This window comes from Chlamydiales bacterium (assembly GCA_031292375.1).
In the GTDB taxonomy this organism is placed as follows: domain Bacteria; phylum Chlamydiota; class Chlamydiia; order Chlamydiales; family VFKH01; genus JARLHF01.
This window is the reverse complement of the sequence record JARLHF010000017.1, coordinates 1-25,057: the sequence shown is the minus strand read 5'-3', so window position 1 is coordinate 25,057 and position 25,057 is coordinate 1. Positions and strand designations below refer to the sequence as shown.

18 protein-coding genes and 1 rRNA gene are annotated in these 25,057 nt (G+C 37.9%); 9 read left to right on the top strand and 10 right to left on the bottom strand.

All coding sequences use genetic code 11. The features are described 5' to 3' along the window. Positions 1–610: 610 nt before the first annotated feature. Positions 611–1,021, top strand: a complete 411-nt coding sequence (gene yajC / locus P4L16_03000; protein MDR3624091.1) for a preprotein translocase subunit YajC — start codon at positions 611–613, stop codon at positions 1,019–1,021. Between the two features lie 250 nt (positions 1,022–1,271). After that, entirely contained in the window at positions 1,272–8,042 is a 6,771-nt protein-coding gene (locus tag P4L16_02995) for a hypothetical protein (GenBank protein MDR3624090.1), read from the top strand. A gap of 110 nt (positions 8,043–8,152) precedes the next feature. Here the strand turns inward: P4L16_02995 and htpG are convergent, their stop codons facing one another. Together htpG and P4L16_02985 are read right to left on the bottom strand one after the other, a co-directional pair. Continuing rightward, the gene (htpG, locus tag P4L16_02990) at positions 8,153–9,994 is read right to left on the bottom strand and encodes a molecular chaperone HtpG (protein ID MDR3624089.1); all 1,842 of its coding nucleotides are present in this window, start codon (positions 9,992–9,994) and stop codon (positions 8,153–8,155) included. Positions 9,995–10,012: 18 nt separating this feature from the next. Beyond that, positions 10,013–11,386, bottom strand: a complete 1,374-nt coding sequence (locus P4L16_02985; protein MDR3624088.1) for a sodium-dependent transporter — start codon at positions 11,384–11,386, stop codon at positions 10,013–10,015. Positions 11,387–11,570: 184 nt separating this feature from the next. On the opposite strand from P4L16_02985, the gene P4L16_02980 reads away from it, so the two are divergent. Further along, positions 11,571–13,211, top strand: coding sequence for an NAD+ synthase (locus tag P4L16_02980; GenBank protein ID MDR3624087.1), 1,641 nt, complete (start codon positions 11,571–11,573; stop codon positions 13,209–13,211). 77 nt (positions 13,212–13,288) lie between these two features. On the opposite strand, the gene P4L16_02975 is transcribed toward P4L16_02980, so the two are convergent. Then, positions 13,289–13,672: a histone gene (locus P4L16_02975; protein MDR3624086.1), complete on the bottom strand. Its 384-nt coding sequence runs from the start codon at positions 13,670–13,672 to the stop codon at positions 13,289–13,291. Between the two features lie 427 nt (positions 13,673–14,099). Between P4L16_02975 and P4L16_02970 the strand changes: the two genes are divergently transcribed. Genes P4L16_02970 through P4L16_02950 form a run of 5 tightly spaced genes read left to right on the top strand, consistent with a single transcriptional unit; the run spans position 14,100 to position 19,328 of the window. Continuing rightward, positions 14,100–17,228, top strand: coding sequence for a hypothetical protein (locus P4L16_02970; GenBank protein ID MDR3624085.1), 3,129 nt, complete (start codon positions 14,100–14,102; stop codon positions 17,226–17,228). Beyond that, positions 17,215–17,880, top strand: a complete 666-nt coding sequence (locus P4L16_02965) for a MotA/TolQ/ExbB proton channel family protein (GenBank protein ID MDR3624084.1) — start codon at positions 17,215–17,217, stop codon at positions 17,878–17,880. The genes P4L16_02970 and P4L16_02965 overlap by 14 nt, the downstream gene beginning before the upstream one ends. Further along, on the top strand, positions 17,877–18,308 hold the full coding sequence (locus P4L16_02960) for a biopolymer transporter ExbD (GenBank protein MDR3624083.1): 432 nt from the start codon (positions 17,877–17,879) through the stop codon (positions 18,306–18,308). Before P4L16_02965 ends, P4L16_02960 begins: the two co-directional genes overlap by 4 nt. A 3-nt stretch (positions 18,309–18,311) precedes the next feature. Beyond that, complete coding sequence (locus P4L16_02955) at positions 18,312–19,079, top strand: hypothetical protein (GenBank protein ID MDR3624082.1); 768 nt, start codon at positions 18,312–18,314, stop codon at positions 19,077–19,079. Positions 19,080–19,082: 3 nt separating this feature from the next. Continuing rightward, positions 19,083–19,328, top strand: coding sequence for a hypothetical protein (locus P4L16_02950; GenBank protein MDR3624081.1), 246 nt, complete (start codon positions 19,083–19,085; stop codon positions 19,326–19,328). Here P4L16_02950 and P4L16_02945 read toward each other — a convergent pair. From P4L16_02945 to P4L16_02920, 6 genes are all read right to left on the bottom strand, one after another. Next, a complete protein-coding gene (locus P4L16_02945; protein MDR3624080.1) occupies positions 19,310–20,500 on the bottom strand; it encodes an ATP-binding protein in 1,191 nt (396 codons plus the stop codon). The genes P4L16_02950 and P4L16_02945 overlap by 19 nt on opposite strands. Positions 20,501–20,568: 68 nt before the next feature. Beyond that, entirely contained in the window at positions 20,569–21,177 is a 609-nt protein-coding gene (locus tag P4L16_02940) for a hypothetical protein (GenBank protein ID MDR3624079.1), read from the bottom strand. Positions 21,178–21,189: 12 nt separating this feature from the next. Beyond that, positions 21,190–21,423 carry a hypothetical protein gene (locus tag P4L16_02935; GenBank protein MDR3624078.1) on the bottom strand — a complete coding sequence of 78 codons (234 nt, stop codon included), beginning with the start codon at positions 21,421–21,423 and terminating at the stop codon, positions 21,190–21,192. Positions 21,424–21,432: 9 nt separating this feature from the next. After that, positions 21,433–22,125, bottom strand: a complete 693-nt coding sequence (locus P4L16_02930; protein MDR3624077.1) for a hypothetical protein — start codon at positions 22,123–22,125, stop codon at positions 21,433–21,435. A 48-nt stretch (positions 22,126–22,173) separates the two neighbouring features. Further along, on the bottom strand, positions 22,174–23,298 hold the full coding sequence (locus P4L16_02925; GenBank protein ID MDR3624076.1) for a glycosyltransferase: 1,125 nt from the start codon (positions 23,296–23,298) through the stop codon (positions 22,174–22,176). A gap of 36 nt (positions 23,299–23,334) precedes the next feature. Further along, a complete protein-coding gene (locus P4L16_02920) occupies positions 23,335–24,663 on the bottom strand; it encodes a bifunctional cytidylyltransferase/SDR family oxidoreductase (GenBank protein MDR3624075.1) in 1,329 nt (442 codons plus the stop codon). A gap of 81 nt (positions 24,664–24,744) precedes the next feature. Between P4L16_02920 and P4L16_02915 the strand changes: the two genes are divergently transcribed. Continuing rightward, positions 24,745–24,909, top strand: a complete 165-nt coding sequence (locus P4L16_02915) for a hypothetical protein (protein MDR3624074.1) — start codon at positions 24,745–24,747, stop codon at positions 24,907–24,909. A gap of 52 nt (positions 24,910–24,961) precedes the next feature. Here the strand turns inward: P4L16_02915 and rrf are convergent. Further along, positions 24,962–25,057: ribosomal RNA gene (gene rrf / locus P4L16_02910) — 5S ribosomal RNA — on the bottom strand; the annotation flags it as partial.

Sequence of the window (25,057 nt, the reverse complement as noted above, 5' to 3'; positions counted from 1 at the left end):
ATTTTGGCAATAAACAAGTAAAAAACGGTGTAGAACGCATCATAAATGATAAATTATAAGTCTCCGTGTCTCCGCGTCTCCGTGTTTTAACTATTCAAGTTATTGATTAGCAGATAGTTGAAAATCGAGCTGGCGTTAAAATAGAGTCCAACCTTTAATCCTGACTTCGGCGATGTAGTAGAACATAATATTACCTAGAATAATTTTTTATTTTTTTTAAGAAACCAGAGCATAACTCATTTGAGCAAAAAAGTTGTCTTGACTTTGGGGTCCACTATACCCGGACGCTGAAAAAATATTTCAAACTTTGGGATATCCACAACGCGAAAAACCGCTAGCATCATTTGATGTTGCGCCTGAAAATTTCGGATTAATTATCTAACCATTAGTGCTTTACAATGAAACTGTCAAAGTCGAGACTATAGAGAGCTTCATCATCTACTCTATTTTTACAGGCGCATTAAATATTAAAATATTTAATGCGCTATTTTACATAAAGTAATTCTTAAACTTGTTTATACATACCTTGTTTTTGTCTTGCATTCTTTCATAAAAACCTGGCATCCTGTAGGTTTTTAAGAACTTAAACTTTTTCTAAAGGATATTTTTCATGGCAAAAAAATGGATTTTTTCAGCCCTTCTTCTTGCAACCACTACGCTTTATGCTCAAACAGAAGACGTTGCTGTTGCACCAGAACAGGGAAGTTACTGGCAAACAATCATGATGATTGGTATTGCTATCGTCTTCTTCTACTTCATTCTCTGGAGACCTGAACAAAAACGTCGCAAAGCAATGGAAACACAGAGAAGCAGCATGAAAAAGGGCGACCGTGTGACTTCTATGGGTATTATAGGAACAATCATTCGCGTATCAGCAGATAGTCCAACTGTCATTCTAAAAATGTATGATGGCTCAAAAATTGAGGTTCTCAAAGCAGCAATTACAGAAGTTCACCCAGGAACAGAAGAAGATGCTCGCAAAGCAGAAAAAGAAGATGCATTGCTTACAGCAAAAGATTAATTCCTACCTTTCTGAATGAACCCGTTTAGTTTAAGGGCGTCTTTTTAAATTAGGACGCCCGTTTCATTTTCTATGTTATTTTTAGCAATTCCCTTCTGTTAGACTTCTTGCATAATTACATTTTCTTGTTAAAGTTAGTGAAAAAAATATTTTAATTTGTATAATGAGCTTATAACTATTAATTTTATTTTGTATAATTTTTTATAATCACCTAAACATAAATGATTTACAATTACACAGGCCCTTTATAATGACATCAGCATCTGAACCAGGTACTTCTGGAGTCCATCACCCCACCTATAGCGGTATTTTCCGTCATCCTAGTGGAAAAATTGTTGTTTGGAAGTTTGAAACAAAAGCAATAGGTCCAAATGGCACTCTCATTCCAGGGCCAGAAGCCTTGCATACTGTAACTTATAATCATGAAGTTCTTAATCCAGCGATAAGAGAGGCAATCACTCCCATACTTGAGCATTCTGTAAGAGATACACTTACATCTGGAACAACCATTACCTATAACTTTAGTGGTCATACAATTAAGCGAGATGGATCTCCTACATCCACAGAACATCGAACTCCAGAAGAAATAGAACGAGCGCAAAGTAATATTCGCAGAGTTGAAGAAGTCTGCAGGCAACAATGGGCGCCTTTATGCCGTGTTGTTACAACAGAAATTCGAGATGATCCTGAAATGCAACGCTTGCACGATCGATTTAACAGTGATCTAGAAAGGTTACGAACTGATTATCAATCACAATCTGATAGCCAAATAAGCAGAATTCATAACCTAGAAGAACAGCTTAGTCGTGCACAAGGAGACAATAATTCTCTTCGAGAACAACTTACACAAGCACACGCTGAGAGAGACAGAATTAACAGCGAATTCCAACAACAACTTACAGATCTTCAAAGACGTCTTCAAGATAGCTCTCAAGATAGCCAGCAAATACAAAACCTTCAACAGCGACTTCAAGAGCTTCAATTAGAGCTTAACCAGACTCAAACAGATTCTCAAGGACAACTCAGACGACTTGAAACACAACTTTCTCAAAAAGATAGTGATTTACAAACAACACAGCACGAAAAAGCAGACCTTGAGCGGCAGTTGCAACAAAACCGTGCTGATCTTCAACAAGCAACTCGTGCAAAAGGAGAACTTCAAAGACAGCTTAACGAGGCAAGTCAAAATAATACATTCTCACAAGAGCACCTACAAACGCGAATTAATGGGCTTTTAGAAGATATTCGCTTACACGGGCGCGCTATTGAAAGACTGCAAAACAGAATAAGTTTCTTAAATGGCCAAATCAGCACTCTAGAACAAGAAAAAAATCAGCTTATAATAGAAAATACTCAGCTTTTTTCTAGAAATGTTGATTTACAAATGAGTCTTGCAGGTTCACGCAAAGCTAATGAAGCCCTTAAGCAACGGATACAGCTCCTAGAAAGTGAAGCTACTTCTGCTGAAGCTGAAGCTCGAAAAACAAAGAGTGCTCTTACAAGACTTGAAAACGAACACCTAATAAGATCTGCAGGACTTGCAAGTGCACTCGACCTATTACGAGCAAATGCTACTACACTCGGCCAAAATAATCGTACGATCGATGACTTACTCGGCCAAATTCGTGATCTTGAGTTATCTCATGAATTTGAAGAAATGCTTTTTATTCAAGAAAAAGAGCAGTTAAACACGCAACTTGAGAATGCACGCATGCATGCAGCTGAGTTAGAAACAGTATTAAGTGACTTACGAACCGCTCATGCAGAAAGAACACAGCAGCTTGAAACAGAACTTGCACATGCTAGAGAAGAGACTCACGTGTTTGAAGAGCGCACAAGAACAAGTGAAGCACAACTTGCCGCAGCAACTCGTGAATTTCAAGCCAAAGAGACAGATTTTCAACAAAGGATAGAAAATCTTGAACGAGATCTTGCAGCGGCAAGACATGAAAAAGCTTCGGTAACAGAAGAGCTACAACGGGTACAAGCAGAGCGTGGCTCTTTAATAAGTAGCCTATCATCCTCTTTACATATTGCAGAGCAAAACACACCAACTGAGTGGATTGAAACAGCCCTTCACGAGGTTGAAGAAAAAGACAATAGAATTACAGCACTTACAACACAAGTTCAAAAACAAGAAAGAAGACTTGCAGATCTAGAAGAGAGCATAGCTACTGTCCAGCGTGAAAGAAATGACCTTTTTAGACAACTCCAGGAAAAGACACAAGAATTTGAAACTGCACAAAGGGATAATAGCGCACTTCAGGCACAACACATACAAGATGAAGATAAAATCCATGATCTTGAAAGGGATCTTGAAGCTAACCGTAATCAATATCAAACTCTTCAACAACAACAAACAGGCCTTACACAGCAATTAGAAGATATTCAAAGAGAAAATCGCATTCTAAATACACAACTTGATGGACTAAACAGTCGTTTCACACTTTCTAATCGGGCAAACGCTAGCCTGGAAAGGACTATTCAAGGACAACAAGAACTGTTGCATGCAAATGAAGCTCACATAGAACGACTTCAAAGAGAAAGCGCAGAAAAATCAGAACAAATCTCAAACCTTATAACAACACGTATTGATATAGCAAAGCAGCTTGTAAAACTAAGACAGGATCATGATGCACTTTTAGAAACTCATACACTTACAGCACAGGAACTTGGTACCCTTAGGGAGGATCATGCAAGGGCAGAAACTCTCTTACAAGAAATGCAAGCAGACAATGAACGTTTACGCACACATAATGCATCTCTACAAAGATCCTTGCAAGAGCAAGAGGTGCGCCTCAACGAAAGAATTACATCGCTTATACAAGAGCTAACTTCTTTACAAGCAACAACTACAACAAACACAAGGGAGCAAGAAGGTCGCATTCAACAACTAGAAGAAACATTGCAACATCTACAACAACAACTTTCTCTACTTACAAGGCAATCAGAACAGACTCAAGCCTCTGAAAGAACTACAACTGAAACAATTAGAACTCTTGAAGACTCTCTTAGAGTGTCTCAAGGATTACTGCAGCAAAAAGAATTAGAGCTAAGAGAGGCACTTCTTCAAAATGCACAGCAAGAACAAACTATTGGGGGTCTAAGAGCTCAGCTAGGACAAACCCAAAGCGAGATTCTACAAACAGCACAAGACATTATGCAAGTAAGGCAAGAAGCAGAAAGTGCAAGAAGTAGACTTACAGAAGAATTTAACGTAAGAAAAGCTCTGCTAGAAACAGAGCTTCAAGAACAAAGAAGCGCTGCAGCTCAGCAAGCTCTAGAACAACTACGCACTATTGCAGCGCACCTTGGAGCAACTCCTACAAGAGAATCTATTCCTGAAACCACCGAAGCACTTGTTCAATACACTCTTGATGAAATTAGACGCTTACAAGCAGCTGTTGCAAGCGCAAATGAACAAGCGCGTGCGTCTAGCATAGCAAGCAGCGAAGAAAGCACAAAACTTCAAGCTGATTTAGAAGACTCAATGGTGTTTATAGGAGAACAAGATGAAGAAATAACTAAGCTAACTCAAGAACTTTCAGAAAATAATAGAGTTTCTATAACTGAGCTATCTGCTGCTAGAGCACTTAACAAAGGACTTGCTGCACAAATCGATAGACTTGAAAGAGAAGCCTCTACCAGGCAAGAAGAACTCGATACTCTTTCAACTAGATTACGCAGTGCACTTGAGCGTATCGAAAGACAAGAAGTAACTCTTAGAGAGCGCGATGCCCAAATAGAGGAGTTGACAGCACAAAGAGAGGCTCTATATGGACAATTTAATGCAGTTACAGCCGAAAAAGAGCAAGTCCTTACAAAACAAAGCCAAATTCTTGCAGGCCTTGAAAGAGCCCAAGATGAACAGCAACGTATTCTTAGCACAATAAGCCGTGCTACTGAAGATTTGAATAATGCAGAATCATTGGGAGAATCTCCTGCAGAAGAAATCCTTCAGCGTATTACACGCCTGCAACAAAGAAAAGATGAGCTTACCACAACAATTGATGACTTAACTCAAGCAGATGCAATACAAAAAAGAGAACTTGCAACACTTGAAGAGCGCATTACAAACCTTGAGGCAGAAAGAACTCGCTTACAAGAACGCATTCGAGCCTACCAACAAGAAAACCAAGAGCTCAGAGTTAATCTTCACGAGACTCAAGAGCAAAATACTCGCCTTACAAGCTCCAATATAGGCCTACAAAGTAATTTAGATGCAGCCCAAACCTCTCTTGAGCGACTCCACAGAGCTGTAACTCTCAGTAGCAATGAGAAAGAGAGGATGCAAGAATTCATTACAAAACTTGAAAGTACCACAGCTACTCTGGAACAGGAACAAACTGCTCTTCATTCAAGACTTGCAGAAGTTCAAAGCCAAAATCAAGACTCAACAACACAAATAACTGCATTACGTAATGAAAACGAAGAGCTTGAACAAGCAAAAAATGCGGTTACTGCGCGCTTGCAAGAAGCAACAACACGACTAATTGGATTTTTGGACAACGTACAAGCCCAACTTGGTGCATTCCCTATAGAAAGACGCCCTGAAGATCGAATAGAAACCCATATAGATCGCAGTCAGAACATAATCTTAGACCAAGCACAAGCTCTTCTAAATAAAATGCATAGATTATCTGATGCAGATGAAAGATTAACACAAAAGCTAGACGAACTTGCAATTGCTAAGGCTCAAATAGAGCAACAAGCAAAGCAAATTGAACACTTGAATATGCAATCTGCAGAACAAGCAACAAAGCTATCATCGGGGCAAGCAGAAAAAAGAGAACTAGACACACAAATTAGAAAAAAAGATCACGAAATTAATCAACTCACTACAAAAAACACTGTTTCGAATGCAAGAGCTCAAGTACGTGAGAGCGACTTAAAACAAATGCGCTCTGTTGTAGCCTCACTTGAAGAGCAGCTTGGTAATGCACTAAGAGCGAAGAGAGAGCTAGAAGAAAGGATTGCAAGAACTCCTACCAATGAACCTAGCGCATTTCGCCTACAAGAAGAGCGGCAAAGAAATCAAGTTGCAATTCAAGAGCTCACACAGGCTACACGTGAAAAGCAAGCGTTATTAGATGAACTGCAAAAACAACATAACGAACTTAAGCTCGAACACGATACTGTTAAAAATCAACTAGATACAGAAAAACTGCGCCATAGAGAAGATGTTACACAACTTGAAGAGCGTATACGTCAATCAGATAGTAGTCTTAAAGAGACAAATGCTCGTTATGCAAGATTTACAGCAAAGAGTGCTACAGATTTAAGTAATGCCAAAGCAAATACTCAATTAGAGCGCGAGCAAAAAGAAGAGGCTATAAACCGTCTAAACATGCTCTCAGAAACTTTCAAAGAAACACAAGAGTACTTAGCAAAAAGTAACCAATCTAAACAAGCTATTCGAGATGAACTTACAGAAGCACAAATAGAGATACAACGCGCTAATCGTACTATTGAGCAGCGTGGTAAAGATTTAGTAGAGGCTCAAACAAGGCTGCAAGAGACTGAAACACTCCTAGAGGCAACTAAAACAGAATTACGCGAAATAGAAGTAAAACAAGAAGAAGCGCAGATACAACTAAAGAACTTTGAAGAACGCATTCATGATGCGGTAGAAAGCCCACGACGTATTAGCACTGAACTTGCTCAACATATAGAAAGCCTTAAAAGTAAACTTACAAGTAAAACTGAAGAAATCGAAAAGCTTAAGGAATCAGCAACAAAGCACAATCACACGATCATCCAACTTAACAGAGAGAAACATGAACTAGAACAACGCAATTCAAAAGCAGAGCAAAAACTTAGAAGTCTAGAAGTTCAGTTTGAAAGTTCTCAACAAAGGGTTCAAAGTCTAGAAGAGCAAAATACAAAGCAGCAAAGTGATCTTTTAGATCAACAACAAATGCTTACAGAAAAAGATAATCAATTGATTGCTAAAGAGAGTATATTAGTAAGTACTCAGGCAAAAAACCAAGAACTTGAAGAGAAAAATGGCCTCTTAGACTTTACAAAAAAACAGCTTTCAGAAGATAACGATCGGCTAATAACAAAAAATCAAGACCTAGAGAAGCAGCTTGCTCTTATGAAAGTGCAATTAGAGCAAGCAAACCAAAGAGCACAAAGAGTAGAGAGTGCAGAACTTAATGAAATGCACGGAAAGCTTGAAAGCGCACATCAAGAGATTGAAAGAGCTAAAGCAATAAGAGCGCATGATTTAGAAGCGATTGAAAATAGCGGTTTAGTAGAGCCTTCTTTACAACAGCCAGCGGAATCTCAAAAAGATGCTACACGCTCTGAATTCATAAATTCTAGTATTACGACCATAAGAGATCAACAATCACATATTCAACAGCTGGAAAGAAAGCTTGAAAACATCTCACCTGCCTCAACTTCTGCATCACCTCCTTTTTCTCCTATTTCTGCCCTCAGTACACTGCCAGCCGATTCATCTGTTAGCTGGGAAGCTGCAGGTGCCACCATAGATACCTGTCTAATAGAATTACAAATGGTTTTGAATACGATTACTTCAACTATCTTAGCGCATCCTCATAATGAGCTCCAATTACGTGCTGCAATAGCCAAGAATGTGTTAGATGAAGAAGCAACGCCCACTAAGACACTCAAACAGGCAGTTAATGAAGTTTCCTTCCTTAATCTCCTCAGAAACTTCGACAGTAAATTTTTAGAGGAGGCTAGGCAGGGCGTTAGCCGAGCAGAATACCGCTCACAACATGACCTTACAGACACATCTTATGGCTATTTTAGTCAATTAATTATAGGATTAAGAAGTCAAATAAGTCCTGCTGCAGGACAAACCCAAATAAAATTACAATCACAAACCGTTGCAAAACTTATAAAACTCCTCATCCATGTTAACCGTCTCATTCAAGAACATCCTGGATATGAAATAAAAGAGGAAGAGCGCTTTTTCATACAACATACTTGTGTAGAATGGTTAAACAAGCGCATTAAAGAATTTAAAACATTAATTCCTAAAAGCTCATAACTGCGAACGCGCATTTGGAATTGCCACGTTCGCGATCAAATAAGCTATTAAACTTCTTGCCTAATTATACACAAACAATTCTTGAACTTGTTTGTGTATATACAAGAAGCCTATTTATTTGCTCTGAGGGCAAGTTTTTCTAAAACTTTGCTAGACCTGGAGATAAAAGCGCTTAAATTTTTGGGATCTATCTCTTTTTGTGAGAGACACGCAAGTTCATACACCTGCAACACAAGCTCCGTTGCAAGGTCACTATCTTTTACATCCAACTTCTTAATTGCTTCCATAAGCTTGCTATTTGTATTCACAACAAATGTCTGCTTTAGTGGAGGCATCATTCCCTCTGGCATCTCTGGTTGCTGCATCATGATATAATCCCTAAAACGCCTTGATGATTCATCGATCATGATAAATGCAGGAAGCATATCAGATGCAAGGCTTTTTGCTTCTACTTCAATTTGAGAAAGCCCTAACTTATCCTTCACAAATTGAGCCAAATGAGCAGATTCCGACCTACCATCAGCTCCTAGAATGATTTTTTCTTTAGATGGGTCAAGAAGTGCTTTGGAAAGAGCTCCGTCAATTCTTTGGAATTTCAACGAAGTATTCTTCCCTTCTAAAAAGCTCATGAGAGCTGTATCGATCATGGAATCTGTAAAGAGAACCTCTATACCTTGCTGCTTGTATAACTCCAAAAATGAAGAGGCGTGATGCTCTCCTGGTGTGTAGAAAATCTCTCCTTCTGATTTTTCTTTATTTCTCTCTACATACTCTTCTAAAGTCGTCCACTCACCGTGATTATTTTTCCAGACAAGTAACTCTTTAATACGCTCATAAAACTTATCATCATGAAGAGCTCCCAGCTTAATAATCACTTCAATATTTGGCCAAGCTTTATAAAAGGCATCTTTATCCGTTTTGAATAATGTTAAAAGACGCTCTGCCACTTTCTTTGAAATGTGAGATGCAAGGCTTCTCACTGTACGATCCATCTGCAAATAACTTCTAGACACATTAAGAGGGATATCGGGGCTATCAATTGCACCTCTTAGGATCATCAAATAATCAGGTATCAAATCTTGGCAATTATCTGACACAAAAACGCGATTACAGAACAATTTAATTTGATTTTTCTTAAAATCAAATCCTTGACGGATTTTTGGAAAATAGAGAATACCTTTTAAGTTAAACGGGTAGTCCACATTCAAGTGTACCCAAAAAAGAGGTTCTTCTTCAAAAGGATAAAGCTTCTTATAAAACTCAAGATACTCCTTCTCCGTGCAATCCAGAGCAGGCTTTGTCCAAAGAGGCTCTTTATTATTGATGTGCTTGTCACCTAAGTAAATAGGATAGGGCAAGAAAGAGCAGTAACGCACCAAAATTTCAGAGATCTTTTCCTCTTCAAGAAATTCATCACTATCTTTATTGATGTGTAAGATGATCTCAGTGCCTCTCTTCGCTCTAGAGCTTCCTCCTATTTCATAGTCACTAGAGCCCTCACATACCCAATAAACAGCTTCTGCACCTTCTTTATAAGAGAGCGTATTGATCTCAACTTTGTCAGCCACCATATAGGCAGAATAAAATCCAAGACCAAAATGCCCAATGATCTGATCTTTTTCATCAGAAGAACTATATTTACTTAAAAATTCCTCAGCGCCAGAAAATGCAATTTGAGCAATATACTTCTCAACTTCTTCAGCGTCCATGCCAATGCCCGTATCTGCAAAAGTTAAGGTTCTAGCTTCCTTGTCAATACTCACCCGTACTTCAAACTCAGACTCCTGAGAAGATGCAACTCCTTGATCTGTAAGGATTTTAACTTTTCGTATCGCATCACACGCGTTAGAAACCAGTTCCCGCACAAAAATGTCTTTATCCGAATAAAGCCATTTTTTAATAATCGGTAAAATATTTTCGCTATGGATTTTTAATGTTCCCATTGTTGTCATAAAATTACCCTTAATCTATTAGTGAAAAAATGAATCAATATCTAAAACGCCGCCCTTTTGCAGCATCACAAGAAATACTGCTACAGGAGCTATGTATTTAAGCAAGAACAGCCAAGGCCTAAAAAGTTTACCCATTGCTGTCCCTTGGTAAAATTCGCTCTTTAAAAGCTCCTTATCCAAAAACCATCCTGCAAAAACAGCAATCAACATGCCGCTAATGGGAAGAAGCCAGTTATTAGAAACGTGATCGACCGTATCAAAAAAGTTTCTACCATACATCTCACTCCACTGAGGGAAAATGTCGCCTGCGCCAGAAAGTGCACTAGGAATACCAAAAACAAATACTGCAAGACCAATCCAAAGAATAGCTTTTCCTCTAGACCAACCCAAAAGCTCCATAAATGTTGCAACAAGAACTTCTAATATAGAAATTGCCGATGTAAGCGCTGTAAAGACAACAAGTACAAAGAATAATGTAGACAGGACAAGTGTTCCTGGAAGCTTTGCAAATAGAACTGGCAGCGTCTTAAAAAGAAGGCCAGGACCTGCTGATGGAGTAAATCCAAATGTAAATATAATAGGAAAGATCATGAGGGCTGCCATAAGAGCAACAGATACATCCATGATTGCAACTGTTACAACAGTTTTAGGAATATCGTCAGACTTTCTCATGTAACTACCATACGTAAGCATGATTCCAAGCCCTACACTCAACGTAAAAAATGATAAGCCCAAAGCCTCCAATATAGAAGATGCCCTAAATTTAGCAAGGTCTGGGTAGAAAACAAAGCGCACAGCTTCTCCAAAACCATCTAGAGTCATTCCATAAATTAACAGACCGATCAAAATAATTAATAAGCCTGGCATCAAGATCTTGGACCAATATTCAATACCCCTCTTAATACCACCATACACAACACCCACCGCTAAAAGCATAAAGATAAAGTGCCAAAATAAGTTGATGCCACCTGCTTGATACATTGTATCAAAAACTGCGCTAATTTCTTGAGGTGTTCTATTTTCAGTAAAGTGATTGAGAGAAAGCAATGTATAATTAACGGCCCAACCTGCAACTACACTATAGTAGGAAAGAATCAAGAAGTTAATAAACACACAGAGCCATCCAAGCAGCTTCCAATTTTGAGATTGGTTAGAAAGATCTGTAAATGCCCCAACAGGACTTTTTTGTGATTTTCTACCCATAATCAGCTCTGCTGCAAAAATAGGTGCCCCTACAAAAAAAGTAAAAACAAGAAAAGCTATCACAAAAAATCCGCCACCATGCTCACCTGTAACGTAGGGAAATTTCCAAAGACTTCCAAGGCCTACTGCAGAACCTGCAGTAGCCATAATAAATCCAATACGCGAGCCCCAATGCTCTCTTGGCTTCATAATCACTCCATTCATTCAATAAGTTATAAATTCAGAAGAATTTTACAACAATACAGTAAAAGATGCTATAAATTTGAAGATGTATGTATATATATCATCACGTTTACTATACACAAACAAGTTCAAGAATTGGTTTGTGTATATATATATTTCTTCTTCAGAAAATTCGTATACCGCGTAAGTTATGAAAATTACACTAGCTCAAATTAATCCTACTGTTGGCGCAATTGCCCTGAATAAGGAACGTATCATCGCGTCTATACACCAGGCAAAAAAAGAAAAGAGTGATCTTCTTTTAACGCCTGAACTTGCACTCTGTGGCTATCCTCCCTTAGACCTTCTTTTTCTACCTCATTTTGTTGAAGATCTAGAAAAAGCATTACTAGAAATCTTACCGGAGACAAAAGATATCACCATACTTCTTGGTACCGTACGAAAAAATCCCAGCAAAAAAGAAAAATTTTTATTTAATTCAGCAGCCCTTTTACAAAATGGACAGATCCTAGACTTTTATGACAAACAACTCCTTCCAACATACGATGTTTTTGATGAAAGACGCTACTTTGAGCCTGGAACCAAGCCCCTTATTTTTGAACTCTGTCAAAAACGCATGGCGGTCACTATTTGTGAAGATCTGTGGCAACACTCAAAACTTCTTAAAGATACATGCTACTATCACGATCCTGTTCTCCAATTGCAATCTAAAAATATCGATTTACTTTTAAACCTGTCCGCATCTCCATACAGCATTCACAAACCCCATACTCGCATAGAAATTGCAAAACGAGCCGCAATCACGCTAAAATGCCCTTTAATTCTGTGCAACCAAGTGGGGGCAAATGATGGCTTAATTTTTGATGGACATAGCATGCTCATTGATGCTCACGGAAAGCTCAATCTCTTTGCAAAAGGGTTTTCTGAAGAAATTCTTTCTTTATCCCCCTTCTCACACGCACCCATAAATCCTAGCTATAATGAAATAGAAGGGCTCTACCGAGCACTTGTCATGGGAGTGCGCGACTATTTTCATAAATTAGGCTTTACAAAAGCATGTCTTGGTCTGTCTGGCGGTATTGACTCAGCGCTTGTTGCCTGCATTGCAACAGAAGCCCTAGGACCAGAAAATGTCCTTGCCCTATCTATGCCCTCCCTTTACTCCTCAAATGAATGTAAAAAAGATGCCCTCTTTCTTGCAAAAACATTAAAAATTCGCTTCAAAGAACTCTCTATCGACCCCTTATTTCAATGCTTTCTTAACACTTTATCACAACCTCTCAACCTAGCAACTAACGACATAACAGAGGAAAATCTACAAGCGCGCATTCGCGGCATGCTACTTATGGCCTTCTCTAATAAAGAAAATAGCCTACTTTTAAACACTGCCAATAAGAGCGAACTTGCCATGGGCTACTCCACTCTTTATGGAGACTCATGCGGCGCACTCAGCGTACTTGGAGATGTCTATAAGACAATGCTTTATCAGCTTGCCAACTGGATTCATGACACATCTCATACAATTCCTCTATCCATTATTGAAAGAGCGCCAAGCGCAGAACTTCGCCCTAACCAAAAGGATTCTGACTCCCTTCCTGATTATGATCTTCTTGATAAAATTCTTTGTGATTATATCGAAATGGGCTTATCCATTAAAGAAATTGGAAGAAAGAATAATGTTCATCCCGACTATGTAGCTATATGGATCAAAAAGCTTCATCAAAATGAGTATAAAAGAAAACAGTCACCACTTATTTTGCGTGTAACGGAAAAAGCGCTAACTCCACTTGTTGGAAGACACATTCCAACAGTTCATAAATATATAAGATAAATAAGGGCGATTTAAATCGCCCCGTTATTTCACACCAATCGTCCTAATAATTGCAACAGACTTGCAACTATCAAAGATTATCTTTTCTTTTTGTGGTGTAATTTTGCAGTAGGTCTTTTTACGCTTAGGTGAGAAGACTTTACCGCTGCTTTTTTGTGATGAACTGCTTTTTTATGGTGAACAGCTTTTTTTGCTACAGCCTTATGTGCAGGCTTAGCAGCAGCTTTTTTAGGAGCAGCTTTTTTTGCAGGCTTTGCAGCTTTTGCTGGCTTTTTGCCTTTATTTTTCTTTTCATCAGCAATAGACTCTTTACGATAAACTTTTGCTAATTTTTCTAATTTAATAGTACCAGTGCGCACACGTTGTGCTGCAGCCTTGTTACCGTTATCAGCTTTCTGCAAGTCTGTTGTAATACCTGCTAGTAAGTCTTGAATTCCTTTTATAGTATTCTTTAATGCCATACCAAAACTCCTCCTGTTGTTAAAGATTGACACGACATTTATATAAATATTAACTTCGAACATATTCTGCAATATAATTCTTCAAGTTTTTTCAATTCTAGTTAGTTTCAGCATCTAAATCGATGCAGGAAAGGGCAAAATTTACCTACTTTTTCAGCTCAAACAATAGCGATTGGGCAGGTTGTTTTTCAAAATTAAATCCTTTTTCAATCAGCTCTATAATAATATGTAAAGGCATTAAACAGTTTTATGCACGATCTTAAAGCACCCATTTTTGAGGGCTAGAAATCCTCTTTACTTTTGAAATTTTGACGTGTATAATTTTTTTATGCGTAAAATTAATTTTTTTTCATTTTTATTTCTTTTTTTTCTTATTCAACTCCATTTTTCTCTATTCGGATTTGAAAATACTCCGCCTTATGAAGAGATGAAACATCTGCACCAAAAAGCAGAAGCAGCAATGAGGTCTAAAAATCTACCAGAGGCAAAAGATGCCTATAAAGAGCTTTTACAGCTCAATGTCCAAGCCCATACAGATATCTACACTTTTGCTGACATTTCCATCCGTTTGGCATTTACAGAACTTGAATTGGGGTCAGCAAAAGATGCTGAGACTAGAATAAAAAAGCTGTTAAAAAGCACACTTCCAGATGATTTATATTTGAGAGCAACTGCTCTTTATGCAAGAATCCGTGCGGAATTAAACAACAAAGAAGAGGCTTTTTCTATCTTGAAAAAGCTGAGCCAAAAATATCCTCTTTCATCATGGCCCCTTGATGATCGTCTCTACTATATAGCAACCGAACAGATCCTTACCGAAAACTATTATCAGGTTCATAGCGCTGCAAAAAGACTCTATTTTGCAGCATTGTTTAATGAAAGCGCAGCTCTTTACCAAGAACTTTTAGAAAAGGTTGAACAAGGAAAATATCCTCTTACATACGACTCTCAAGCAAAAGATCAAGCAAAATCTGATCTTTATTATTTACTTTCCAGATCACATTTTCATGCCGGTAACTACCCATTAGTCATCAACTTGCTACAAACAAAGCTTGTAGATCTGGATTTTAAAACACTCTATTTGCTTGCAAGAAGCTATAAAGAAACGGGAAATTATTCTAAACAAGTAGAAGTTCTTAACGAATACCTAAAAAGAAATGCAGCAGAAGCCTCTTTACATCATCAAGAAGTACTCTTTGAACTTGGCCTTGGTTATTTTTTACTTGGCCAACCCTCAAATGCAAAACCCTACCTTGAAAAGGTATTGGAAAAGGATGAACGTCCTGCAACCATAAAACTTGCACGGCTCTACCTTGCAAGGACCTACTTAAAAGAACAATCGTATAATTTAATTCCTCCCCTATTGGAGCCATGCCTTGCAAAGCTTGGAGCGCAAGATTCTTTGCGCTATGAATTATACTACCTTTTAGCAGAGGCCTCTTTTCATCTTGAATTTTACCTAGAGTCCGCACAACAATTTGAAAATGCACTTCCTAAATATAACAAAGAAAAAGCTGAATGGACAACGATAGCCCTCTACAAACAAGCTCTTTGCTATCTAAAGCTTGCAAAAAATACAAAGCTTGCAGCACCTACAATACAAGAGTATATTTTTCTTGCTGAAAGAGCCCTTCGAGAAGCCCAACAGAATAATCACAAACAAAAGAATGCAGAAATCATCGACCATACTTTAGAAGAAAAGATCTATCTATCCCAAGCTCATGCTCTTTTACTACGAGGATCTCAATTAAAATCAGAACATGCTTTCAAAGACGTTGAAAACTTGCTTACCAGACCTCAACTGTTCTTATCTTTGGAAAACCAAGCAGAAGCTATTCTTATTCGTGCTGAGGCTTCTTCTAATCAACAAAAAAGCGGTCTCTACAAATTACTTACAGAGACCCCCTATAATACAACATTTGCAAGCAAAAAAGCATGGTACCACATAGGAATGCACGCTTATAAAACAGCATGCTCACTACAGCAAAAAGGAGATGCACACTATGACGCCCTCTTTCTGCAAGCAGCTTCTAACCTTAGCAAAGCCTATAATGAACTCAAAGAAGCAGATAAAGAGATGGCCTCATTTGCCTTGATGTTTCAGGCAGAAAGCATCTATTACGCCAATAAAGGCCTTGCCAAAGCTAAAGCGCTCTCTCTTTTGGAAGAGCTAACTTCTTCCAAAGAGCTCTTTAACGCGAGTAAAAAACAAGATGAAATCCTCTTTTTTCAGGGGACTATTGCATCCGAATTGTTTTTAGAGGATCATGAGGAAGAAATACTCGAAAAAGCTGATTTCTCTTTCAACCAGCTAATAGAAAAATATCCAGAAAGTCTACTTGTCGACAAAGCTCTCTTTGCACTTGGAACGACTTATTTTGAGGGAGAAATTTATGATAAAGCAGAAGATTGCTTTGTTCGCCTTGCAAGCCAACATAAAGACTCTACATATACTCCACAAGGACTTTTGCTGGCAGCAGATTCTGCTGAAAGAACGGAAGGGAAAGAAGAGCTTGCTCAAACGTATAGAAGGCAAATATTCGAAGAATATTCTTTTTCTTCTTATGCACCAGAAGCCTATTTTCGCATGTATTCATTTGCTGAATATTTGCACGGCGATGAAGTTGCACTACAACACCTAAAAGAGATGAGCTCTCTTTATAAAGACTCTCCCTTTTTAATCATTAGCTCCTATCTAATCGGTTTAGACTACAAAGAAGAGCGTAAAAGCCTTGCTGGGAAACTCATCCATCCACGACTTGCAAAAGAGGCCCTCATCCAATTTGAAGAAACAACAAACCTTTTCAACCACTTTTACCACGAAAATGCGCTGCCAAATGACCACTTCAACTACTTTGTAACAACTTATTATAAAGCAAAATTAGAACATGCACAGCTTATCTTATCTTTACTAGATGAGGAAGCAGACGAAAATCTTGCAAACAAAGCTATTCAGAATCTTCAATCTGTACTAAATGATTTTTCAAAACCCAACAACTCATTAACAAAATCTTTACTTTCCGAGTGCGCTTTTCCTCGCGTTTGTGAAGAGAGCGAGTACCTTCTTGGGCGTTTATACATCAAAACAGATCAAATACAGAACGCTAAAAAAACTTTTGCCAAAATGCAAGAAAAATATGCATCACGAAAAATTACAAAAGCCTATTATCTAGCACTAAGTTGGTATGAGCTTGGATTGCTAGATTTGAAAGAGAAGCAATATAACAAAGCTCTTGAGAATTTTAAAAATGTAGAGCTTACATCGTCTGGTAACCTCTTAAACGCAGAACAAAAGCTTTCTTTATGGTTGAAAAAAAGCGAATGCTACAGGCTACTTGGTAATTATGACCAAGCGATGTTGATGCTTTCTTATGCTATTAACGAAAATGCCTCTTCTAGTCTGCGTATTACAGCAATGCTTCTTCGAGCAGATATTTATGCATTACAAGGACGCCATGAACTGGCTATCAAACAATTAGAGGCAGTCACAAAAAAGGGCGGCGATTTTGCAATCACCGCCAAAGAAAAATTGAGAGTAGAGTATGGATTTGATTAACAATACAATCATTGCAAATACAGGGCTCGATCTGTCCCGGCTTTTTGGCAACTGGAATTTAATTCTTGTGCTCATTGGTATATGCTCTGTTGTAAGCGTCACTATCTTTATTGAGCGTTTAGTGCAGTTGAGAAGAGCAGAAACAGATACTAACGCTTTTATCATTCAGTCTAGAAAATTCATTCAAGAAAACAACATCATCGAAGCCATTCGCTTCTGCGAAAACACAAGAGGATCCATTGCTAATATCGTAAAAGCAGGCCTTTTACGACACAACCAATCACGAGACCGCATTGAAAATGCAATGGAAATGAACGGTCTTTTGGAAATTGCAAAATTAGAAAAAAATGCCAAAATCTTATCTGTTATCGCTTATATTGCACCCCTTATAGGTCTTCTTGGAACGGTTCTTGGATTTATTCAAGCTTTTGGTGAAATGAGGATTTCTGGCCTCATGGACATTTCAACGACAAGCATTGGTGAAGCTATGGAATACGCACTTGTGACGACCGCTGCAGGACTCGTTGTAGCAATACCAACAGTTGTGGCTTATAACTATGTTGTAAGCCGCATTGAAAGCCTTGTACTAGAGATACAAACAACATCTTCTGAAATTGTCGATATTCTCATCAACCAAGACCCTCTTTTATGATTTTTAAGACACGTCTCAAGCACTCCTATAATCTAATCGATTTAACACCCCTTGTAGACGTCATTTTTTTACTTCTCATCTTCTTTCTTATTACATCGGATGTATTGCCCCTCAAATCTCTCAACATAGAAAATCCCACCCTTCCTAAAGACTCACTACCACTGACAACACAGCTTCTTGTTGTCATGGATGCTCAACAAGTCATCTACGTGGGAAGTAAAAAAGATATCGTCGACTTGGGATCCGTTAAAGAGCATCTCTTAAACGAAATCAATATGATAAAGGCGCAATATAAAGAAGCCCATCCAACCATTGTTCTAAGCGTCGACAAGCATGTTGATTACGGCTCTTTCTTACAGCTGTTTTGTGCTGTGCAAGAATGCAGCCATACGATAAGGCTCTCTTACAAACCAAGTAATTTAGAATGACTTATGTTAAAGCTTGAAAGGACGCATACCTCTCAAATTAAAATTGTTTTACAAAACAAAACTCCTTTTCTCTCTCTTCCCCTCTTCAAGGCTTTATTAGCGGCCTTTGGCATTCATCTACTATTTATTATCTTTTTTAATATAGAAACTCCCTCTTCGTCTGAAAAATTACTTCTTCCACCCGTACACGTAGAAGCCGACGGGAACCTCCTTCTTAAATCTTTAAATTCCAGCCCAAAAACTATTGTTGGCCCACAAGGACTTTTGTTTAAAGGTGCAGAACAACAATTACCTATCATCCGACCAAAAATCAACCCTCAAAGCTTTTCTGAGCCAGAATTTTCCTTTACACCCTTTGAAATTTCTCATATCAACACGCCCTCATTCGAACAAATTGAACGATCTCTATACAGCGATTTCGAATTTTCAGAAGAGCAAAAAAATCCTGTTTATACAGCCATAAGAATACATCTATCGAAAGATTTTTTACATTATCCTATAAAAAAATCTTGCAAAAAAGAGATTCAAGAGCTACTTAAAAACATAGATTTTAAAATAGATAACAGCGAAATTTTTACTGTGCATCTAGAAACAAATACCGGTAAGCTTTTTGGATTTACAAAAAACAAGAGCCTTGAGCCTTTCGAAAAAATTTTAAAAACCCTACGTTTTGAAAAAACAAAAGAAAAATATATTGTCGATGGACAAATAGAGATCCTTTTGATGAAAGAGGAAACTCCAGAACTAAATCTTCACATTACATACAAGTAAAACATGTTTACAGTCAGCTCCAGCATAAGCTTTACACTCTATTTAGGAATATTCCTTTTATTACTTTTAGCTCTTTGGCTCATCGACAATAAGAGACATTCAAAAAAAACAAAGCTACCTCCTCTCTCAGAGCTTTTCATCTGTGAATATTGCCATTTTCCCTACCTCGATAGGATAGACAAAGATGTTACAATGTGCCCACAATGCAAATCTTTCAACAAAAACAATCGCTATAAAAACAAATCCTGAACCCGTTTTTCTAAAAATTCTTGAACTGACAGTCCAGAGCCCCCCACCAAAATGATAGAAGAGGGATTGTATTGCTTAACAAAGAGATCCATTCCAGAAGAGTCAAGAAAGCCCTTGCCACTTTTTACTTCAATTGCAATTAACATATCTTGTAATTTCAATACAAAATCTACTTCCCGGCTTCCTTCTCTCCAATAAAACAATTCTATTTGGGTACCCCGAATGCTATTTAACAGGTGAGCACCTACTGCCGACTCCACAAGCCGTCCCCAAAAAGCAGAATCTTTTTTTGCTTCATGATAACTTTTAGACATTTGAGATGTCATAAGAGCCGTATTATAGACTAAAAGCTTTGGGCTCGATCCTTTTTGCCGTACTTTTTGCCCTGCAAACTTTTGTAGGCCCATAACTAATCCAGCACCCATCAAAAGATCAAGATAATGCGCTAACGTCGTTGTATTTCCAGCATCTTGTAGCTCTCCAAGCATTTTTGAATAAGAAAGGATCTGTCCAGAATAACAACACCCCAATTGAAATAACCTGCGAAGTAAAACAGGTTTATGCACTTCGCACATAAGTAAAATATCACGCGACAATGTCGTTTCAATAAGGGAATCACTAATATAATTCATCCACCTTGTAACATCAGCTTTATCCGCAAGTCCTGCAGATCCTGGATATCCACCAAAGTAGAGATATTCGTCTAAGGACCATCCAAACGTATTTTTCATTTCTAAGTAAGGCCAATGCGTTACTGGAATTACTTCAAAACGCCCAGCTAGGCTATCAGATAATCCTTTTTGCATAAGCCATGGAGAAGAGCCCAAAATAACAACAGAAAGTCCAATTTCATTTTGTGTATCTTGATCCCAAAGTAACTTAATCATATCAGACCAATGAGGGATTTTCTGCACTTCATCAATAACTAAAATCCCTTGATTGCTCTCTTTAATCTTTTGTCTTGCAACTTCCCATTGCTGTTGCAACCAAGTCAGATTTTGTAAAGCTGCAAGGTCAGCAGAAATATAGTGAAAAGGCTGATTAATCTCTTTTACAACTTGCAATACAAGTGTTGTTTTTCCAACTTGCCGAGGACCTAAAAGTGCTTGAATGAAGCGCCTTGGCTCTTGTAAACGCTTAAATAACTGCTGAAAAATGGGGCGCTTATGCATAAAAATCCTTTACTCAATGCATTGAGCAATTTTACTCAATGCATTGAGTAAAGTCAAGTAGAACTCATTTACCACACCCCATCACTAAGAGAGGGGATCGGTATGATCCTTTTTTCTTCGGATGTAAGTGCTTGTGTGCGTTCCACTTCCACGTTATCATCCTTATTTATCACTTGATAAGGTAATTTTTTTATAGCTTCTTTATTTTGATCGATCCAATCCTGAACTTCCATTTTATCCGTTGGGAAAATCAATGTTTTTACAAGAAAAGTTTCGCGCTCTTTAAAAACTTCTTTCTGTTCTACATTGTATGCACTTGGATCTACTACTTTTCCACTTTTTTCATCTAATATGCCAGCAGTTAAGTTTATATAGACACTTTCCAAGATATGATTTGCATCTTGCGATACAGAAGGAAGCTCTTTTTTCCCATCTAATATCCACCGGTGCGCCAAAGAAATACCCGTAACAGCCATAGCTGCTACATACGTATCAAGTGTATCTCGCTCTTTTGAAGGAGGTAGCGCGTGCAAAGATGCGGTAATAGCATTTGAGAGCGATACACTTCGAACTAAGCTTTTGTCAAATTGATCATCTAACGTATCTTGCGAGGTTGCAAAAAGCCCTATTCTTCCCAAAAAAAGTAGCATGATTACGACAATAGTCCATCTTCTCATAAGGCAAATTCTCTAAAGCTCAGCCCCTTCGCTTTTAACAGTTTGTTGTGCAGATGACTCTACAAATCCAGTAGGCTTAGGTAAACTAAACATTATGGAACCAGGAAGCTTCATGGATGCTGAAAGACCCTCTTTAAGCAAATTTTCGGAACCTTTGCTCGCAATTGTATCTGATTGAGCAAAAAGGGAACTGTAACAACATACGACTAGCGCACTACTTAATAAGGTAATAATCCATTTTTTCATAATTAACCCCTATCTTGTCATAAAATCAGGTCCAGATGTAAAAGATGATTTATCATTATCTTCAACGGATTGTACAGGAAGACGCTTAAATGCCTCAGCACTTTTACCAAGAACATCATCATTTGTAAATAGATCTACTTTTACATCTTGGGTATGTAATACATCACTTACTGTTTTAACATTGCCAGTTAATGTTGCAAGCTGTGCTTTACTGAGATTCATATTTTTTACATCACTTTGAAACAGCTCTGTAACTGATTTTTCAAACGCCATAACTGACTGCTCATTACCCCTTTTTGGAGAAGTGCGTATAAGCGCTTCAATCTGCTTATCCTCTTTCGAACTAAATGAGATACTTGTACCTTTTGTTAAGTTAGCAAGTATACTACGCATCCCTTTCAATGCTCCATCAGCCTTCTCAAAATTGCCATTCTTATATTCCACTGCACCATGCCAACCTATATTATCAATAAAACCCCTTAAATCTAGTATTTGCCGCAGGTTATCGACATCGGGCTTAGACTTCAACAAAGAATCTAATACGACTCCCACCTTATAATTTGTAAGCGCAAGACGTGTTATATAATCAGCTTCTCCTTGGTTCATAATAGGTATTTCTACAGTATTTTCTTGGCCATAAATGGCTACATTTGTACATGTAACAAAAGAACATGCACCTAAAATCATCATTAACTTTTTCATAACAAACCCCTTGTGGTAATTAAAATTTACCTTACAAAAAAAGCTGTATTATTGACTACATAATATTTTCAAAATCTGTGCAGCACGCACATCCCATGTGTGCTCTTTCATAACAAGAGAATACCCTTTCAATGCAGCACTCTTTCTTAACTCTTCGCAACTAAGCATAGCTCTTAGTTGCAAGCAAAGTTCTTCAGTTTTGTCTGGATGATAATAGAGAAGCCCAGAATCTTTATGAAACTGCTCTTCTAGATAGGAATTTTCATTGGTAATAACAACTGCTCCTTTTGCAAGAGAATTAAAAACTCTTTCATGAGAGCCATGGCGAAACTGAGGGCTACTATTCAACACAACTTTACTTTTTTCAAAAGTAGCAAGTGATTCTATATAAGAGAGAGGACTATGAAGTATTACATTTTTTAAATCCTTAAGAGCCCACGTCCAATCACTAGGGCCAAAAACATGCACATCAAATTCCTTTAAAGCATATAAAAGTTGCAAGCGATCTTTACCCTTACAGTAATACTCTATCTCAAAGTAAATGTCAGCGAAAGATTCTTTTAACAACGAGTACCTACATTCATTTAAAGCGCGCTCCAAACACAATGAAATAGAAGATGTTGCATCAGTTAAAACATAGTTGCAACAAAGATGCATTACTTTGCAAAGATGCTCTGAATACTTATATTTCCACAAAGTTTTTCTGTCTTCGAAATCCAAAAAACTTGCACTCATGACAATATCATAGCACTTTTCTTGCATGCTCAGCTCTTCATACTCTACAGCATGGGGCAAAAAAAGAAGTTTATCTTCTCCAATACTCTTTAAACCTTGATAATCAAGACGATCTACAACAGATACATAATTATAAGGCGAGCGCAATAGAGGAAGAGAAAAAATAGCCCCATCTACCCAATAAGTAAAGTGGGGTCTTTTTAAATAGTCTCCAATGAACATATCCTTTTCTTCCGTGCTAAAACCTACATAACTAAATGAAAGCGTCATATCAGCAGGATCTTGCAAAAGGGCTGACAAGCCCTCCATAGATAATGTGTCCATAGGAAAAACACGTATTCTTACTCCAAGCCTCTCAAAAGCGGATCTTAAGCCATCTGTAAAGGTAAATGTAGAACTATACTGATTTTGCACAGTCAAAAAATCGATTCTTTTCATTATGTTCACACATGCTCTCAAAATTTATCAATAAATCTATTGTCTAACTTCAATAATCTGTCCTGTTATATTTTCTTCTTTCAAAAGCTTTATAATTACTTGCGCAACAACTTCTGGAGACAATAATGTCGTTTCATCTTCTTCATGAAAATTCATTTTTCGAAGCTTTGTATGCGTTCTTTGTGGTACAATCACATTGACATGTAACTCTGGATGTTCTTCTGCAAAACCTTGCGTAAAATTCACAACACCTGCTTTTGCTGCAGAATAAATAACACTCTCAGCACGCCCCCTTGAAAAAGAAGAAGAGGCTATGTTGACAATATGTCCATCCTTCTGCATGCGTGCAAATCTACATGCATGAATAACCCCATGCAAGTTGACAAGAAGCTGCTCTTGAATTTCATGTTCTTCCAAGCAATCTACTCTCTTTTTTCTCAAAACACCAGCTGCATTAATAAGACCATCAATAAGTCCATGCTCTTGGTAGATTCTCTTAAAAACTTTGGCAAGCTGATCGGGAGAAGTTATATCAACAGGATAAGATTTACTGCTTTTTGAAACTAACAATACTTTTACACACTCTTCTTCCAATTCTTTTCTAAGTGCACTTCCAATACCACCCGTACCGCCTACAATCACATAAAGTTTGCCTTTTATGCTTCTAGCTTCAGAGGCTACATACTCTTCTTGCATGCGCATGAGCTGCTCGCCAATATACAAGTCTAGTTTAGTAGTAATCTTGATGTTGCGCTCCGAGCCTTCCACTACATGAATCTTTTCACCTAAACGAAGCACAAGTTGGCAATCATCTGAAACGCCCTCAATACCTGCCTTTAAAGCTTCAATATGAGCCCTTAAAATCAATTCATAGGAAAAGCTTTGAGGAGTCTGTCCTCTTAAATAGTGAGAGCGGTTGGGAATGCGATTAATCTTTTCTCCATCTTTACATTCAACAATCGTATCAAAAGAGGGTGCGCACGTGTCAACAGCGCCAAAAGCAATGACTTTTTCTCTATTTTCTTGCAAAATTTTCTTAGAGACAAAAGGGCGTACAGCATCATGAATGATTACATAATCTGTATCCCTGCCACAGTGTAAAATTCCTTGATAAGATGAACTTTGCCGTGTATTTCCACCTTGTACAACACGCACTCGTGAAAACTTTTTAGTATCTTGAATCACTTCTTGCAAATGTTTTGCATCAGCAACTAATAGGATCTCATCAAAAAAGTCCATGCTCACAAACTTTTCTAATGTATGTAAATAAACTTTCTTCCCAGATAATCTATGAAATTGCTTAGGAATAGCATCATCAAAACGCTCGCTTGTTCCTCCAAGCAATATAATACCTTTAATTCTCATCAAACCCACACTATTTTATTTGAAATAAATCAAATATAATTTTACCATCAAGATATACACTTTAATACGAGGAAGGATTGTATGGCAAGAGCAGAAAAATCTAAAGAACCCAGAAAATTACCCAAAGCACTCAAAAAAGCTCAAAAAATGGAAAAAAAGAATCTTAAAAATCTACAGGGGGGAGGAGGGCTTACTAGTAGTATTTCAAATCCAGTGAATGCATCACAAGACTTTGAAAACTATTGAGTATGGCAAAAAAAAGCCCCGTAAATCGTGAGACTTACAGGGCAAAAGAAAAACTTGGCAACGACCTACTCTTCCACACTCTTGTGTGCAGTACCATCGGCGATGAAGAGCTTGACTTCTGAGTTCGGTATGGGATCAGGTATTTCCT

Bases quoted from the DNA above. Each gene is read 5' to 3' on its own strand.
- yajC (MDR3624091.1), top strand. From the start codon at position 611: ATGGCAAAAAAATGGATTTTTTCAGCCCTTCTTCTTGCAACCACTACG.
- P4L16_02995 (MDR3624090.1), top strand. From the start codon at position 1,272: ATGACATCAGCATCTGAACCAGGTACTTCTGGAGTCCATCACCCCACC.
- htpG (MDR3624089.1), bottom strand. From the start codon at position 9,994: ATGACAACAATGGGAACATTAAAAATCCATAGCGAAAATATTTTACCG.
- P4L16_02985 (MDR3624088.1), bottom strand. From the start codon at position 11,386: ATGAAGCCAAGAGAGCATTGGGGCTCGCGTATTGGATTTATTATGGCT.
- P4L16_02980 (MDR3624087.1), top strand. From the start codon at position 11,571: ATGAAAATTACACTAGCTCAAATTAATCCTACTGTTGGCGCAATTGCC.
- P4L16_02975 (MDR3624086.1), bottom strand. From the start codon at position 13,672: ATGGCATTAAAGAATACTATAAAAGGAATTCAAGACTTACTAGCAGGT.
- P4L16_02970 (MDR3624085.1), top strand. From the start codon at position 14,100: ATGAAACATCTGCACCAAAAAGCAGAAGCAGCAATGAGGTCTAAAAAT.
- P4L16_02965 (MDR3624084.1), top strand. From the start codon at position 17,215: ATGGATTTGATTAACAATACAATCATTGCAAATACAGGGCTCGATCTG.
- P4L16_02960 (MDR3624083.1), top strand. From the start codon at position 17,877: ATGATTTTTAAGACACGTCTCAAGCACTCCTATAATCTAATCGATTTA.
- P4L16_02955 (MDR3624082.1), top strand. From the start codon at position 18,312: ATGTTAAAGCTTGAAAGGACGCATACCTCTCAAATTAAAATTGTTTTA.
- P4L16_02950 (MDR3624081.1), top strand. From the start codon at position 19,083: ATGTTTACAGTCAGCTCCAGCATAAGCTTTACACTCTATTTAGGAATA.
- P4L16_02945 (MDR3624080.1), bottom strand. From the start codon at position 20,500: ATGCATAAGCGCCCCATTTTTCAGCAGTTATTTAAGCGTTTACAAGAG.
- P4L16_02940 (MDR3624079.1), bottom strand. From the start codon at position 21,177: ATGAGAAGATGGACTATTGTCGTAATCATGCTACTTTTTTTGGGAAGA.
- P4L16_02935 (MDR3624078.1), bottom strand. From the start codon at position 21,423: ATGAAAAAATGGATTATTACCTTATTAAGTAGTGCGCTAGTCGTATGT.
- P4L16_02930 (MDR3624077.1), bottom strand. From the start codon at position 22,125: ATGAAAAAGTTAATGATGATTTTAGGTGCATGTTCTTTTGTTACATGT.
- P4L16_02925 (MDR3624076.1), bottom strand. From the start codon at position 23,298: ATGAAAAGAATCGATTTTTTGACTGTGCAAAATCAGTATAGTTCTACA.
- P4L16_02920 (MDR3624075.1), bottom strand. From the start codon at position 24,663: ATGAGAATTAAAGGTATTATATTGCTTGGAGGAACAAGCGAGCGTTTT.
- P4L16_02915 (MDR3624074.1), top strand. From the start codon at position 24,745: ATGGCAAGAGCAGAAAAATCTAAAGAACCCAGAAAATTACCCAAAGCA.